This window comes from Pseudomonas sp. VE 267-6A (assembly GCF_024126555.1).
Lineage (GTDB): Bacteria > Pseudomonadota > Gammaproteobacteria > Pseudomonadales > Pseudomonadaceae > Aquipseudomonas > Aquipseudomonas palmensis.
Window position 1 is genome coordinate 151642 of the sequence record NZ_JAMYBY010000014.1, and the last position, 15668, is coordinate 167309.

The 15668-nt window shown below is 66.7% G+C and carries 13 protein-coding genes and 1 pseudogene; 7 read left to right on the plus strand and 7 right to left on the minus strand.

Annotated elements, in window-relative coordinates; all coding sequences use genetic code 11:
- Positions 1–56: 56 nt before the first annotated feature.
- From NJH59_RS17835 to NJH59_RS17855, 5 genes are all read right to left on the minus strand, one after another.
- Entirely contained in the window at positions 57–887 is an 831-nt protein-coding gene (locus NJH59_RS17835) for an AraC family transcriptional regulator (protein WP_054916071.1), read from the minus strand.
- Positions 884–1207 carry an AzlD domain-containing protein gene (locus NJH59_RS17840; protein ID WP_054916070.1) on the minus strand — a complete coding sequence of 108 codons (324 nt, stop codon included), beginning with the start codon at positions 1205–1207 and terminating at the stop codon, positions 884–886. The genes NJH59_RS17835 and NJH59_RS17840 overlap by 4 nt, the downstream gene beginning before the upstream one ends.
- Positions 1204–1902 carry an AzlC family ABC transporter permease gene (locus NJH59_RS17845; protein ID WP_043860191.1) on the minus strand — a complete coding sequence of 233 codons (699 nt, stop codon included), beginning with the start codon at positions 1900–1902 and terminating at the stop codon, positions 1204–1206. The genes NJH59_RS17840 and NJH59_RS17845 overlap by 4 nt, the downstream gene beginning before the upstream one ends.
- A gap of 83 nt (positions 1903–1985) precedes the next feature.
- Positions 1986–2672: a hypothetical protein gene (locus tag NJH59_RS17850; RefSeq protein ID WP_043860192.1), complete on the minus strand. Its 687-nt coding sequence runs from the start codon at positions 2670–2672 to the stop codon at positions 1986–1988.
- 36 nt (positions 2673–2708) lie between these two features.
- Positions 2709–3662 (minus strand): LysR family transcriptional regulator, encoded by a 954-nt coding sequence (locus NJH59_RS17855; protein ID WP_253087102.1) that lies wholly within the window; start codon positions 3660–3662, stop codon positions 2709–2711.
- A 117-nt stretch (positions 3663–3779) separates the two neighbouring features.
- Here NJH59_RS17855 and NJH59_RS17860 point away from each other — a divergent pair, with 117 nt between their 5' ends.
- The 3 genes from NJH59_RS17860 (at position 3780) to NJH59_RS17870 (ending at position 8204) form a co-directional block, all read left to right on the plus strand.
- On the plus strand, positions 3780–4994 hold the full coding sequence (locus NJH59_RS17860) for an MFS transporter (protein ID WP_253087103.1): 1215 nt from the start codon (positions 3780–3782) through the stop codon (positions 4992–4994).
- A 54-nt stretch (positions 4995–5048) separates the two neighbouring features.
- Positions 5049–7409: a DNA polymerase II gene (locus tag NJH59_RS17865; RefSeq protein WP_054916068.1), complete on the plus strand. Its 2361-nt coding sequence runs from the start codon at positions 5049–5051 to the stop codon at positions 7407–7409.
- Positions 7410–7652: 243 nt separating this feature from the next.
- Positions 7653–8204, plus strand: a complete 552-nt coding sequence (locus NJH59_RS17870) for a DUF4174 domain-containing protein (protein WP_043860195.1) — start codon at positions 7653–7655, stop codon at positions 8202–8204.
- 79 nt (positions 8205–8283) lie between these two features.
- On the opposite strand, the gene NJH59_RS17875 is transcribed toward NJH59_RS17870, so the two are convergent.
- Positions 8284–8730: a GNAT family N-acetyltransferase gene (locus NJH59_RS17875; RefSeq protein WP_043860196.1), complete on the minus strand. Its 447-nt coding sequence runs from the start codon at positions 8728–8730 to the stop codon at positions 8284–8286.
- Positions 8731–8862: 132 nt separating this feature from the next.
- Here NJH59_RS17875 and NJH59_RS17880 point away from each other — a divergent pair, with 132 nt between their 5' ends.
- The 4 genes from NJH59_RS17880 to NJH59_RS17895 all read left to right on the plus strand — a co-directional run bounded on the left by NJH59_RS17880 (position 8863) and on the right by NJH59_RS17895 (position 15327).
- A complete protein-coding gene (locus tag NJH59_RS17880; protein WP_043860201.1) occupies positions 8863–9369 on the plus strand; it encodes a sigma-70 family RNA polymerase sigma factor in 507 nt (168 codons plus the stop codon).
- On the plus strand, positions 9366–10340 hold the full coding sequence (locus NJH59_RS17885; RefSeq protein WP_253087104.1) for a FecR domain-containing protein: 975 nt from the start codon (positions 9366–9368) through the stop codon (positions 10338–10340). Before NJH59_RS17880 ends, NJH59_RS17885 begins: the two co-directional genes overlap by 4 nt.
- An 84-nt stretch (positions 10341–10424) precedes the next feature.
- Positions 10425–12863 carry a TonB-dependent siderophore receptor gene (locus tag NJH59_RS17890; RefSeq protein ID WP_253087105.1) on the plus strand — a complete coding sequence of 813 codons (2439 nt, stop codon included), beginning with the start codon at positions 10425–10427 and terminating at the stop codon, positions 12861–12863.
- Between the two features lie 241 nt (positions 12864–13104).
- Entirely contained in the window at positions 13105–15327 is a 2223-nt protein-coding gene (locus NJH59_RS17895; protein WP_253087106.1) for a TonB-dependent receptor, read from the plus strand.
- A gap of 256 nt (positions 15328–15583) precedes the next feature.
- Here the strand turns inward: NJH59_RS17895 and NJH59_RS17900 are convergent.
- Positions 15584–15668 (minus strand): annotated as a pseudogene (locus NJH59_RS17900) (RNA-binding protein); the annotation flags it as partial.

The window sequence follows — 15668 nt, forward strand, 5'->3', positions numbered from 1 at the left end:
TCGCCGGCAAGGCCGGCTCCTGCATTGGCTCCAGGTCGTGGGGGCAGCCCGGCACCTCACACCGAACACGCCCGCCGATACTCCCCCGGCGTCACGCCGTACGCCTGCTTGAATTGCCGGTTCAGATGACTCTGGTCCGAATACCCCAGCGCAAACGCAACGTTGAACGGCAGGCAATCAGCCTTGAGCAGTTCCCGCGCACGGCTCAGCCGGCGCTGCTTGAGCCAGGCATGCGGCGGCAGGCCGGTAGCCTGGCGAAACACCCGGGCAAAATGAAACGGCGACAAGCCCACCGCAACCGCCAACTCCTCCAGCGACGGCGGGTAGGCCAGCCGGCTTTCCATCAGCTCCTTGGCCCTGGCCACCGACTGCGGCTCCTGCCCCGGTGCCCGCGCCTCGCGCGCCCCGGCATGACGCTGCACCAGCAGCAACACCGCCTCGCGCCACGCGGTCTGCTGCTCCAGCGCACTGGCGCCATGCTCGGCCAGGCTGTGCAAGCCACTGAAGGCGCGCGCCAGCTGCGGGTCGTGCAGCACGCTGGCCTTGAAGATGGGCAGGCCGCCGCGCTTGAGCTCCAGCTCGTCCAGCACCGAGGTGATGCGCTCCTGCTCGGGGTAGTAGCCACGGTAGCGCCAGCCATGGGCATGCGCCTTGGCACCGGTGTGCAGCTCGTCCGGGTTGATCAGCACCATGCTGCCCTCGGGCGCCAGGTGCTCGCTGCCACGGTGCCAGAAGCGCTGTGCACCGGACTCGATGATGGTGATCACGTAGCCTTCGTGCACATGCGGGGCGAAGCGCTGCTGCACGTAGCGCGCATGCAGCATCTCGATGTCGCCCAGCGCCTGGGCCTGCCACAGGCGGGTCTGTTCACGCAGCACGGTTTTCATGGGGCGCCGTTCAACCACCAGCGCAGCACGAAGAACAACCCCATGCTCAGCAACATGCTCAGCAGCACGCTGCGGGTCCACAGCACCAGCACGACGGCCACGACCGCGCCCAGCAGGTAGGGGTTGGCCAGGCTCAGGTCGAGCTGGTGGTCAGGCATGAACACGATCGGCCCGCAGATGGCGGTGAGCATGCCCGGCACGGCAAACCCCAGGAACTGCCGCGCATTGGAACTCAGGCGCAACGGCAGGCGGGGTTCGAGAAAGGCGTAGCGGTTGAGAAACACCAGCAGGCCCATGGCAACGATCAGCAGCATGATCATGTGCGTGCTCCGGTCAGTTTCTGGCAGATGAAGCCTGCGCTCATGCCCAGCAGCCCGGCCAGCACCAGCGCGGTTTCCCAGTGCCAGTAGCTGAACAGCACCGAGCTGAACAGGGCCACCGCCACGCACACCACAGTGGCCAGGTTGCGTACCAGTGGCGCGATCAGCGCCACGAAGGTGGCGACGATGGAGAAGTCCAGGCCCAGCTGGTCCAGGTGCGGGATGTTGCGCCCCAGCACGATGCCGGCCAGGGTGAACAGGTTCCAGGCAATGTAGAAGGTCAGGCCCACGCCCAGCGCGTACCAGCGGTTGAACTGCTGGCGGTCGTACTGGCTGGTGAGGGCGAAGAATTCGTCGGTCAGCAGAAAGCCCAGGCCCAGCCGCCAGCGCAGCGGCAGGTCGGCGATCACCGGGCGCATCGACAGGCCGTACAGCAGGTGCTGGGAGGTCAGCAGCAGGGTGGTGAGCAGGATCGAGAACAGGTTGGCGCCGCCCTTGAGCATGCCGATGGCCACCAGTTGCGCGGCGCCGGCGAACACGATGGCCGACAGGCCCTGGCCTTCGAGCGGGGTGAGGTTGGCCTCGATGGCCATGGAACCGGCCAGCAGCCCCCAGGGGGCCACCGCCAGCGACAGCGGCAGGCAGGCGATCGAGCCTTGGATGTAGGCAGTGCGGGCAACGGCAGAACGGGACATGACAACACACGCTTGGGGTCGGTTGCACAGGATGCCAGAGCCGTGGGCGCTTGCCTTGTACGATCTTGCGGTGCCCGCGTACTTCAGCGCTGGCTGGTGAGGCGTCGCTGCGCCGGCAGGCAGCCATTGATGTCGACGGCCTTCTGGTAGTAGGTCAGGCGCTGACCCGGGTCGATGGTGCCCAGCAGGCGGTAGACCTCGGCCTGGAAGTCACGCTGGCGCCCCCACTGCATGTTCAGCCCCTGGGGCTGCTGGCGATTGCATTCCAGGCGCACCGCCGGCTGCGGGTAATAGGGGGCGTACAGGGTGTTGTTCAGCGGTATGCGTTCCAGCGCCTGGCGGTAGTCGGCGCTGTCGCTGAAGGCCGGGCACCAGGTGGTGATGCCCAGGGCGGCCGGGGCGAAGCCCTGGCGAATGCTGGCTTCGAGCAGCGGGCAGGCGGACCTGGCGATGTCGTTCTGCGGCAGGTAGGTGATGTAGAACAGCGCCAGGCGGTACTGCGCCACCGGGTGGTCGAGTTCGGCCGCCTTGCGCAGCAGCGCCACCGCCGGTTCCAGGATGCGCCCCAGCGCCTCGACCTCGCCGATCAGCTCCTGGTCGCCGGGCTCGGGGGTCAGTGGCAGGGCACGGCTGCGTGCATCGGCCTGCTCCAGAAACGGCAGGGCCTGGCGGTACAGCAGGTCGGCGTGGGGGTCGATGCGCACCTCATCGGCCAGGGCCAGGGCGGGCAGCAGACAGAGCAGGCTGATGTAGCGACAGGCAGAAAACACGTTAACGTTCCATCCGCGAAAAAAGGGCAGCGCTGGTCATGTCGGTATCCGGCTATCCATGGTTGGGTGGGGCTCCTGGGTCGGCATTCTAGCGGTTGGCGGCACCGGGGCAAACAGCCGTTGCTCCATGAAGTCGATGAATACCCGCAGCTTGGGCGACATCTGTCGCCCCGATGGCCACAACAGGTACAGACAACCGCCGTGGTCCAGGTGTTCATCCAGTACCGTCACCAATTCGCCGCGTTCCAGTTGCTGAGTGATGGTGAAGTCCGGCAGGCAGGCGATACCGTGGCCGCGCATGGCAAAGCAGATGCGTGTTTCCAGGTGGTTGCACACCATCGACACCGGCACCTCGTGGTCGGCGCCGTTGTCGGCGCGGCGCAGTGGCCAGCGCTGGAGTTTGCCGGTGGTCAGGAAGCGGTAGTGCAGCCCGGCGTGACGGGCCAGCTCGCGGGGATGGCGCGGTGTGCCGTGCTCGGCGAAGTATGTTGGCGAGCCCACCAGCACATGCCGGAAGTCGCCCAGGCGGCGGGCATTGAGACGCGAATCGGAGGGTTCGCCGGCGCGCAGTACCACGTCGAAACCTTCGCCGACGATATCCACCATGCGGTCGCTGAAGTCCAGGTCCAGTTCGATCTGCGGGTACTGCCCGATGAAGTCGCTGAGCAGCGGCACGATCATGCTGCTGACCTGGGGCAGGCTCACCCGCAGCTTGCCGCGCGGGGCCTGGCTGGCCTGGGACAGCTCGGCTTCGGTGGCTTCGATTTCGGCCAGGATGCGCCGGCTGCGCTCCAGAAACAGCGCGCCCTCGGCAGTGAGGGTGATGCTGCGGGTGCTGCGGTGGAATAGGCGTACCGCCAGCCGGCTCTCCAGCCGCGCCACGCGCTTGCCCACCGCCGAGGCGCTGACCCCCAGGGCCTTGCCGGCGGCCACGAAACTGCGGGTTTCGGCCACTTTCACAAACACCACGAAGCCGCTGAGGCTGTCCATGGTCGTTCTCCGATTGCGGACAGGTGTGTCCGGATTGTGCGGAATTCTACCCGTCTTTTTCCGCAGTGGCGGGAAGGATTACCGTGCAGTCACTTTTTTATTTCAGGAGTTTGCACCATGTCCCAGAGCAGTTGCCCGGCCCAGGCCGCAGCAGGGGTGGAGGCCGAACCGGCGTTCCCGTTGTCCGGCCTGCTGGCGTTGTCGATGGCCGGCTTCATCGCGATTCTCACCGAGACCCTGCCGGCCGGCCTGCTGGGGCACATCGCCAGCGGCCTGCAGGTCAGCGAGGCGATGGCCGGGCAACTGGTCACGGCCTATGCGCTGGGCTCGCTGCTGGCGGCGATCCCGCTGGTGACCCTGACCCAGGGCTGGCGCCGACGCAGGGTGCTGATGCTGGCGGTGCTCGGCTTCGGGGTGTTCAACACGGTGACGGCGGTGTCCGAGCACTACACCCTGACCCTGGCGGCGCGCTTCATGTGCGGGGTGGCGGCCGGCCTGGCGTGGGGCGTGATCGCCGGGTACGCACGGCGCATGGTCAGCGTGAGCCAGCAGGGCCGGGCGATGGCGGTGGCCATGATCGGCGCGCCCCTGGCGCTGTCGCTGGGGGTGCCGGCGGGCACCTGGCTGGGCGACCTGCTGGGCTGGCGCAGTACGTTCGTGCTGGTGTCGCTGGCGACCCTGGTGCTGATGGGCTGGGTGCTGTTCAGCGTGCCGGACTTCGACGGCCTGCCGGCCGGCAGGCGTGCCGCCATCGGCCAGGTGCTGGCCACCCCCGGGGTGAGCGCGGTGCTGGCGGTGATCTTCACCTGGGTGCTGGCGCACAACGTGCTGTACACCTACATCGTGCCGTTTCTGCAGGCCGGCGGCATGGCCGGCAGCACCGGCCCGGTACTGCTGCTGTTCGGCTGCGCCGCGCTGGTGGGGATTGGCGTGGTGGGCGCGCTGATCGATCGCCACCTGCGCCGGCTGGTGCTGGGCAGCCTGGTCGGTTTCGGCGTGGCGTCGGTGCTGCTGGGCCTGGCTACCGGTGCGCCGCTGCTGGTGTACTTCAGCGTGGCGCTGTGGGGCCTGAGCTTCGGCGGCGCCGGCACCCTGCTGCAGACCGCCAGTGCCGATGCGGCGGGCGAGGGCGCGGACGTGGCGCAGTCGATGATCGTCACCGTGTGGAACCTGGCCATCGCCGTGGCCGGGCTGGTGGGCGGCGTGCTGCTGAGCCACTGGGGCGTGCAGAGTTTCCCGTGGCTGCTGCTGGCGCTGGTGGGGCTGGCGTTGACCCTGACCCTGCGTTCGCACCGGCACGGTTTTCCGCTGGGGCGGCGCAATGCCGGGTAAGCCCGGCACTATCAGGTAGAATCGGCGCATTGACAGGGGTACGAGGTTGCAGCGGTGGAGGTTCAACAGGGCTTTGTCCTGACCCGGCACTGGCGGGATACGCCAGAGGGCACATGCGTGGAGTTCTGGCTGGCGACCGACCAGGGCCCGCGCCAGTTGCGCCTGCCCGTGCAGACGTCGGTGGCGTTCGTCGCCGCCACCCAGCGTGCCCATGTCGAGGCGGTGCTGCGCACCGAACGCGACGTCGAGCTGCGCGAGCTGGCGCTGTGCGACTTCCGCCACCGACCGGTGCTGGGCCTGTACTGCCGCCAGCATCGCCAGCTGATGCAGCTGGAAAAACGCCTGCGCGCCGCGGGCGTCGACCTGCTGGAAGCCGACATCCGCCCGCCCGAGCGCTACCTGATGGAGCGCTTCATCACTGCCCCGGTGACGTTCAGCGGCCGCCCCGATGCCGACGGCCTGCTGCTCGACGCCCAGCTCAAGCCGGCCCCGGACTACCGGCCGAACCTGCGCCTGGTGTCGCTGGACATCGAGACCACCGAGCGCGGCGAGCTGTACTCGATTGCCCTGGAAGGTTGTGGCCAGCGCCAGGTGTACATGCTCGGCCCGGCCAACGGCGACGCCAGTGGCGTGGACTTCGACCTGGAGTACTGCGCCAGCCGTGCCCAGCTGCTGGAGCGCCTGAACGACTGGATGGCCCGGCACGACCCCGACGCGATCATCGGCTGGAACCTGGTGCAGTTCGACCTGCGCGTGCTGCACGCCCATGCCCAGCAGTTGCAGGTGCCGCTGCGCCTGGGGCGCGGCGGCGAGGTGATGGAATGGCGCGAGCACGGCAGCCGCACGCACTTTTTTGCCGCCGCTGCCGGGCGCCTGATCATCGACGGCATCGAGGCGCTGCGGTCGGCGACCTGGAGCTTCCCCTCGTTCAGCCTGGAGAACGTCGCCCAGACCCTGCTCGGCGAAGGCAAGGCCATCGATACGCCGTACCAGCGCATGGACGAAATCAACCGCATGTTCGCCGAGGACAAGCCGGCCCTGGCGCGCTACAACCTCAAGGACTGCGAGCTGGTCACGCGCATCTTCGCCAGGACCGAGCTGCTGACCTTTCTGCTCGAACGCGCCACGGTCACCGGCCTGCCGGCCGACCGCAGCGGCGGTTCGGTGGCGGCGTTCTGTCACCTGTACATACCGCTGATGCACCGCCAGGGCTTCGTCGCCCCAAGCCTGGGCGGGCGCCCGGACGAGGCCAGCCCCGGCGGCTTCGTGATGGATTCGCGCCCCGGCCTGTACGAGTCGGTGCTGGTGCTGGACTACAAGAGCCTGTACCCGTCGATCATCCGCACCTTTCTGATCGACCCCATCGGCCTGGTCGAGGGCCTGCGCGAGCCGGATGACGAACACTCGGTGCCGGGTTTTCGCGGCGCACGCTTCTCGCGCACCCGGCATTGCCTGCCGGCCATCGTCGAGCGGGTGTGGCAGGGCCGCGAGCAGGCCAAGCGCGAACACAATGCGCCGCTGTCGCAGGCGCTGAAGATCATCATGAACGCCTTCTACGGGGTGCTGGGTTCCAGTGGCTGCCGCTTTTTCGACCCGCGCCTGGCGTCGTCGATCACAATGCGCGGGCACGCGATCATGCGCCGCACCCGCGAGCTGATCGAGGCCCAGGGCTACACGGTGATCTACGGCGATACCGACTCGACCTTCGTGTGGCTCAAGCGGGCCCATGACGAGGCGCAGGCCGGGGAGATCGGGCGTGCCCTGGTGCAGCAGGTCAACCAGTGGTGGCGCGAGCACCTGCGCGATGAGTACGGCCTGGACAGTGCGCTGGAGCTGCAGTACGAAACCCACTACAAGCGCTTTCTGATGCCCACCATCCGCGGTGCCGAGGAGGGCAGCAAGAAGCGCTATGCGGGCCTGGTGCACCGCGAGGGCGGGCCCGACGAGATGGTCTACAAGGGCCTGGAGGCCGTGCGTACCGACTGGTCGCCGCTGGCCCAGCACTTTCAGCAGGAGCTGTACCAGCGCATTTTCGAGCGCAGGCCGCACCAGGCCTATGTGAAGGACTACGTGCAGCGCACCCTGGCCGGCGAGCTGGACGATCAGCTGGTCTACCGCAAGCGCCTGCGCCGGCCCCTGGACGACTACCAGCGCAACGTGCCGCCGCATGTGCGGGCGGCGCGCATGGCCGACGAGTTCAACGACAGCCAGGGGCGGCCACGCCAGTACCAGAATGGCGGGTGGATCAGCTACGTGATGACCCTGGCCGGGCCCGAGCCTTTGGAAAACCGGCGCAACGGCATCGACTACGAGCATTACCTGACCCGGCAACTGCAGCCGGTGGCCGATGCGATACTGCCGTTTGTGGGGGATGACTTCAGCACCCTGATCGATCGGCAGATGGGGTTGTTCTGATGGGGCTGTTGCGCCCCTGCACACCACCATTGAGCGAACCAGCAGGAGCCGGCCTGGCCGGCGGAGGGGCCAGTGGCCCGACACATCCCTGACCTTCAGCTATCCTCTGCACATGCACAGCTACCCTTGAAACCGAAAGTTACTTTTGTAAACGTCCACACATGCGGGCAGTCGTTTAGGCTCGCTCGGATCTTTCGCTTTGATCTGTAGTCTTTGGTGCATGGAAACAAGAAGGAGATGCACATGCTTGTTCGGTCACTGACCTTCGCCACCCTGCTGGCAGTCGCCAGCCCGCTGCTCGCCGACGACGCGCCCCTGGCCGTTGACCTGGGCAAGTCCAGACCCCTGATCGTGATTGCCCCCAGCACCGCCGACCCGACCTTGCGCACCTTGAACGAGGCCCTCAAGGACCCGGCGACCAAGAGCAAGTTCGAGGAGCGCAACCTGGTGCTCTACAGCGTGGCGGGCATGGTCGGCAAGCGTGACGACAAGAACCTCGAGCAGCAGACCACCATGGCGCTGATTCGCGAACTCAGCCTGGGCGCGCGCAAGGGCACCCAGGTGGTACTGGTGGGCAAGGACGGCGAGAAGCACATCATCGAGCATGACGGCACGGTGGAGCCGGAGCAGATCTTCGCGGCGGTCGACCAGTTGCCGGCCAGCGAAAAGGCCATTGTGGCGCCGACGGTCGCAGCGCCCGCCGCCGAGCCTGCGCCAGAGGGCAAGCCGGGCAAGCATGCCAAACCGGCCAAGCCCGCCAAGCCGGCTGCGCCGCCCAAGCCGCTGGAAGACTGAGACACCCCTTCGCCGGCAAGGCCGGCGCCTACAGGTTCAGCGCTACGCCTGTAGGCGTCGGCCTTGCCGGCCAGGCACTTCAGTCGCCCAGCCGCTTCTCCATGAACACCCGCCGAAACCCAGCCTGCTCGGCCCTGTGGGTTTCGCGATAACCCAGCCGCTCATACAGCCCCAGGTTTTCGCTCATCGCTTCATTGGTGTACAGCCGCACCACCTCCAGCCCCAGCTGCCGGGCCCGCGCTTCGGCATGCGCCATCAGTTGTCGCCCCAGCCCGCGGCCCTGAGCGGCCGGGCTTACCGCGACATTGTCGAGCAACAGGCCATCGGCCTGGGCGATCAGCACCAGCACACCGAGCACCTGACCCTGCTCTTCGAATACCTCGACCCGACCCTGGGCGATCAGCGCGGCGTAATCCTCCAGCATCGGCCCCGGCCTGGCACCGATGCGTGGAATGTACAGCGCATAGGCAGCCTCGATCAGTGCCTGTACAGGTGCAACGTCGTGGGCGGTGGCGGGGCGGATCATCGGCAGGCTCCTGGTGGGTGGCAGCAAGGGCCTACCTTAAATCAAGGCGTTGTCGCAGGGCAGCATTGCTTTCACGGCAAAACATCAACATGATAATGAGACAAATTACCATTCGTGTCGGATTTGCCCAGCGTGCCCACGCCTTCAGACCCCAACGCCCTGTTCACCGCGCTCTACAGCGACAACTACCGCTGGCTGCGCGGCTGGCTGTATCGCCAGTTGCACTGCCCGCAGGATGCCGCCGACCTGACCCAGGACACGTTCGTGCGCGCTCTGGGCTCGCAGCAATTGCCACAGCTGGAGCAGCCCCGGGCCTTCCTGGCCACCGTGGCGCGCCATCTGCTGCGTAACCTGTGGCGCCGCCGCAGCCTGGAGCGCGCTTACCTGGAGCAGCTGGCTTTGCTGCCCGACAGCTTCAGCCCCTCTGAAGAAGACCTGGCCCTGGTGCGCGAGGCCATCGAGAGCATCGACCGTCTGCTGGCGGGCCTGCCGCTGCGGGTGCGCCAGGCGTTCGTGCTGCATCGTCTGGAAGGCCTGTCGCAGCCGGCAATAGCCGAGCAACTGGGCGTGTCGCTGGCGACGGTGGAGCGCGACCTGCGCCGCGCCTTTGTGCATTGCCTGAGCGTGGTGGGCCCATGAGCGTGCCCAAGGTGGATTCGGCCACCCAGGCGGCGGTCGACTGGTTGCTGCGGCTGGAGTCGGTACCGCCTGGCGATGCGCGGCATCAGGCCTTCGAAGCCTGGCTGTCGGCCAGCCCGGCCAACCGCCACGCCTGGCAGCGGGTCAATGCACTGCTCAGCCAGCCGCTGGCCAGCCTCGAAGAAGCCGAAGCGCGCAGCCCCGGCCAGCGCCAGGCCGCCAGTCGCAGCTTGCTGGCGGCGCCCGTGCACGGCCGGCGCAAGGTGCTGGGTGGCGGCCTGGCGATGCTGCTGCTGGGGCTGGGTGCAGGCGGCATCGCCAACCGTCTGACACCGCTCGAAGGCCTGTTTGCCGATCTGCACAGTGCCACGGGTGAGCGCAAGCGCGTGACCCTGGCCGATGGCAGCGAACTGTTGCTCAACGCGCGTAGCGCCGTGGACATTCGCTTCGACGCTGCGCAGCGCCGTGTGCTGATACGTGAAGGTGAGGTGCTGGTAAGGGTGGCGGCCGATGCCGCGAGGCCCTTCGTGATTGCCACGGCGCACGGCGAGGCGCGTGCCTTGGGTACGCAGTTCCTGGTGCGCCAGAGCCGTGACCACAGCCTGGTGGCAGTGCAGCAGCACAGCGTGCGACTGACCACCCGTGGGGGCGCCAGCAGCGTTGTCGAACAGGGCCAGGCGGCGCGTTTCGATGCGCAGGGTATCCACCCCGAAGCAGTGTCGCTGCGCAGCCGCGCCGACTGGCAGAGCGGGCAACTGGTGGTACACGACGAGCCCTTGGGCGAGGTGGTCGAAGTGCTGCGCCGCTATCGTCCGGGGCTGCTGCGCACAAGCCCGCAGGCGGCGCAGGTGCGGGTGTTCGGGGTGTTCAGCCTGGATGACAGCGATGCCACCCTGCACGCATTGGCCGAGACCTTGCCGATTCGCCTGGAGCAGTACGGCGGCTGGCTGACCCGAATAGAGGCGCGCTGATTTTTTTGCACCCGGTGTGAGGGGGTTGGCGTTTTCGTCGGTCTTGCTCGTTGAATGCCAACCTACAACGAGCACCTTGCCACCATGTCACACATGACTTTCCGCCCAGGGCTGCTGGCCCTGGCCATCGCCCTTGGCCCGCTGTCGACGATGCCTGCGCAGGCCGACAACGCCATCGCGGCCAGCAGTGTCGTGCACCGTTTCGACCTGCCGGCCGGGCCGCTGGGCGAGACGCTCAGCCGTATCTCTCGCGAAGGCGGGCACACCCTGTCGGTAAGCCCGGCGCTGCTGGAGGGCAAGCGTGCCGCTGCGGTACGCGGTAATTTCACTGCCGAACAGGCCGCGCGCCAGGCGCTGACCGGCACTGGCCTGGGGCTGGGCAGCACCCGCGGCGGCACCTGGAGCCTGTACCCGTTGAGCGATGGCGCCGCGCTCAACCTGGCGCCCACCGCCATCGATGGCCGCAGCCTGGAAGACGCGCGCGGCCCGGTGGAAGGTTACGTGGCCACCCGCAGCGCCACGGCCACCAAGACCGACACGCCGATCCTCGAAATCCCCCAGGCAGTCAACGTGGTCACCGCCGCCCAAGTGCAGACCCAGGGCGCTCGCAACCTGACCCAGGCGTTGCGCTATACGCCGGGGCTGAGTACCAACGGCTACACCGACCGCAACACCATCGCCGACGAGATCGGCAGCCGCGGCTTTGCGCCGACCCTGCTGTACCTGGATGGCGCCTACCTGCCGTATGCCGGCAGCCTGGGCGGCGCGCCGCAGATCGACCCCTACCTGCTTGAACGCATCGAAGTGCTCAAGGGCCCGGCTTCGGTGCTGTACGGCCAGAACCAGCCGGGCGGCATGATCAACCTGGTGTCCAAGCGCCCGGGCACCGAGGACCATCATCAGGTCAAGCTCAGCTATGGCAGCTATGACCGGGTCAAGGGTGCCTTCGACGTGGGCGGTGCGCTGGACGCCGACAAGACCCTGAGCTATCGCCTGGTGGGCCTGGCCAAGAGCGGCAACGAGCAGGTCGAGCATGCCGACGAGTCGCGCACGCTGATCGCGCCGAGCCTGACCTGGGCGCCAAACGAGCAGACCGAGTTCACCGCCTACGCGCAGATCCAGCGCGACAAGGGCGCGGCGGACTATCAGGCGCTGCCGGTCATCGGCACGCTGTATCGCAACAGCCGCGGCCAGCATATCGACCGCGACGTGTTCCTGGGCGACAGCGACTGGAACGCCTACACCCGCGACCAGCAGGTGTTCGGCTACGACCTGGCGCACGTGTTCAACGACAACCTGAAGTTTCGTCAGAGTGCACGCTACATCGACGTCAACGATCGCTACCGCGGCTTCTACCTGAACCGCTTCGTCACCGATGCCAACGGCGTGGTCGACGATACCCGCGCCACCCGCACCAAGCTGGACTGGCGCCAGCACAACACCACCTACAGCATCGATAACAACCTGGAGGGCACGTTCAGCACCGGGGCGCTGGAGCACACCTTGCTGGGCGGCGTGGACTACCGCAAGTTCACCCGTCGCTACCAGGGCTACAACCTCTACAACGCCGAGATCATCGACCTGTACAACCCCACCAACTACCACACCGACGGCGTGCCGACCCTGACCACCAAGTGGGACAACACGGTGAAGCAGACCGGCCTGTACGTGCAGGACCAGATCCGCTTCGACCGCTTCATCCTGACCCTGGGCGGGCGCCAGGACTGGGCCGAGGTCGAGAACCGTGACCTGCTGGCGCAAAGCCCGGCAGAGCGCAAGGTGCCGCAGAAGGACAAGAAGTTCACCAAGCGAGTGGGCCTGACCTACGTCACCGAGTTCGGCCTGGCGCCCTATGTGAGCTATGCCGAATCGTTCATGCCGTCGGTGGGCAAGAGCTCACCGGCGCGTGGTGCCAGTTCGTTCAAGCCGATCGAGGGCGAGCAGTATGAAGTGGGGGTCAAGTACCAGCCGCAGGACAACACCCTGATCACGGCGTCGGTGTACCAGATCAAGCAGAAGAACGTGCTGACCACCGACCGCGACGACCCGATGTACCAGACCCAGGATGGCGAGATCCGCTCGCGCGGTATCGAACTGGAGGCCAAGAGCAGCATGGGGCAGGTGGACCTGCTGCTGGCGCTGTCGTACCTGGATTCGTTCCGCACCAAGAGCGCCGACGGCGACGAGGGCAACCGCAACGCGGCGCAGGCACCGTGGTCGGCCAGCAGCTGGGTGGCCTGGCATTTCGACGACAGCCTGGCCGGGCTGACAGTAGGGGCAGGGGCCAGGTACACCGGCAAGAACTACGGGGACTCGGCGAACACCTTCAAGACACCGTCGTTCGTGGTGTATGACGCAACGATCAACTACGACCTGGCGCAGCTGGGGTTGAAGGGCCTGCAGGCGAGCCTGAACGTGCAGAATCTGTTCGACCGGGAGTATGTGTCGACGTGCGTGTATGCGTTTGGCTGCTATTACGGTCAGGAGCGTACGGCGGCGCTTGAGTTGACCTACGACTGGTAAAAGCTTCGCGGGTCAAGCCCGCTCTTGCAGGGTGGCGGTGATCACTTTGGGAGCGGGCTTGGCCCTCGATGGGCTGCGCAAGCAGCCCTGATGCCCAGCACACAACCCGCTGCTGCCACACTGTTGCCTGGTCAGCAGTCGCTGTTCGAATAATCCATAAAATTCATAGAATTCAACTACATAAAGCATTGGCACGCTGCTTGCGATAGTCCGCTTACCCTGACTCATCGGAACCCCCGCCATGCCTGCCCCTGCCGCCTATCTACCCCTTGCGCTGGCCATTGCCGCCACGTTGCACGGCACCGCCGCCCTGGCCGCCGCACCGCCCGCCGACGCCTTGCCCACCGTCACCGTGACCGCGCAGAAGCGCGAAGAATCGGTACAGGACGTACCCTCGGCGATCTCGGTGGTCAGTGACCGCCAGATCGACCGCAGCGGCGGCGGCTTCAGTGCCGGCAAGGCCCTGCAGAACGTGCCCAACGCCATCGCCCCCGAGTTCGCCGGGCACCAGCGCCCGCGCTGGTACATCCGCGGCATGGGCTCGGGCGACATGGCCTCGACCACCGTGTACCCGGTGGGCATCTATACCGATGACGTGTACATCGACCCGCACGTGGCCACCGGCTTCCCGCTCTACGACATGGAGCGCGTCGAGGTGCTGCGCGGCCCGCAAGGCACGCTGTGGGGCAAGAACACCACCGGTGGCGCGATCAACTTCGTGTCGCGCAAGCCAAGCTTCGAAGACGGCGCCAACGGCTACTTCAAGCTCGACCTGGGCAACTACAATTCGCGCCTGTACGAAGGTGCCTACGGCGATACCCTGGTCAAGGACCGCCTGGCCGCGCGGGTGGCGTTCATCGACCAGAGCAGCGACGGCCAGCTCAAGAACGAGGTCGATGGCCATACCGCCGGCGACATCCACGACCAGGCCCTGCGCCTGCAACTGCTGGCCCAGGTCAACGACGACCTGCAGGCCACCCTGCAGCTGCACGCCCGTGACTACAAGGGGCAAGGTATCGTGGCCCGCGCCTGGGGTGCCGGGCCGGGCGGCAGCACGCTGTTCGGGCCTGCGCCCAAGCCTGCCTCCGACAAGGTCGCCTTCACCGGCAAGGCCGATGACCGCATCGAGCACAACGGCCTGCAACTGGCGCTCAAGTGGGACCTGGGCGAGCTGCAGCTGGACTCGATCACCGCCTTCGACGACGTGCACGAAAAGGCCCAGAGCCCGAACATGAGCATCTACGAGTTCGGCCGTGGCTATAACGACGACCGCTGGAAGCAGGTGTCGCAGGAGCTGCGCCTGTCGTCGGCGAAGAACCAGCCGGTGAGCTGGATCGTCGGCACCCACCTGTTCCACGAACAGCTCGACAGCCACAACAGCAACGCGCTGTTCCCCGAAGCCTACAACCAGGCCTTCGGCGTGGCCGACTTCGGGCGTACCGACATCGGCCAGAAGACCGACAGCTTCGCGCTGTTCGGCAGCAGCACCTGGCAGGCCACCGACGACCTGAGCTTCACCGCCGGCCTGCGCTGGACCCGCGAAACAAAGGACATCGACCTGCGCCGGGTGGCCGCGCCGGATGCTGCCAGTGTCGACTTCAGCAACCGCAACGACTGGTGGAAGCATTACAGCGGGCCGCTGGCGACCACGGTGGTGCAGGACGAGAAACGCACCTGGAACAAGCTGACCTACGACTTCACCCCCGAATACCAGCTCAACGACAACGCGCGGGTGTACTTTCGTTATGCCAAGGGCTTTCGTTCCGGCGGCTTCAGCGGCGGGGCGCAGGTGCAGGCCGAAGCCTCGGTGGTGGCGCCGGAGAACGTCGACGCCTACGAACTGGGGGTCAAGAGCGAGTGGTTCGACGAGCGCCTGATCGCCAATGCCAACGTGTTCTACTACGACTATTCGGACATCCAGGTGAACGCGGTGTCGGTGCGCAACGGGCAGGTGGTGTCGTTGCTGACCAACAGCGGCCAGGGCGTGATACGCGGTGCCGAGTTCGAGTTGCAGGCGCTGCCCTTGGCCAACCTGGAACTGCATGGCTCGCTGGGGCTGCTGCATACCGAGTTGCAGGACTTCGAATCGGGGGGTGTGGACTACTCGGGCAACCGCATTGCACGTTCGCCGTCGCGCACGCTGGCGGTGGGGGGCAGTTATCGCATTGCGCTGGAGAACGGCGACGACATCACCCTGGGCACCGACTGGCGCTACCAGAGCCGGATCTTCTTTCTGCCCACCGCGCAGGCCGACCACAGCGTGTCGCAGGGTGGCTACACACTGGGCAATGCCAGCGCCACGTACCATGTGGGCGGGCAATATGACCTGGACTTCACCGCCTACGTGAACAACCTCACCGACAAGCAGTACAAGACCGACAGCGTGCCGCTGCCGTTCGATGTGGCGTGGGATGCGCGGGGGGATCGCAGGACGTTCGGGGTGAGTGCCACGACGCGGTTCTGAGGTCGCTCTTGCGGGCCTCTTCGCCGGCAAGGCCGGCTCCTACAAGGTTGCGCCGTCTGTAGGAGCCGGCCTTGCCGGCGAAGAGGCCAGCAGGTACACCCGCAATCGCTCGATGCTCTCGCGCCACGCACTGCCCACCGGCCATACCAGGTAGCAGGCATCCCCCGTTGCCACCGCCTGTTCGAACTGAGGTCGGGCTTGAGGGCCTCATCGCGGGTCAAGCCCGCTCCCACAGGTACAGCGCCGTTCTCGAAACCAGCGCCGTGACTACCACGGTACGTTCGTCGAAACCGGTACGCAGCACGAACTCGTCACCCACCCGCGGCTCCTTGCCCGGCTTG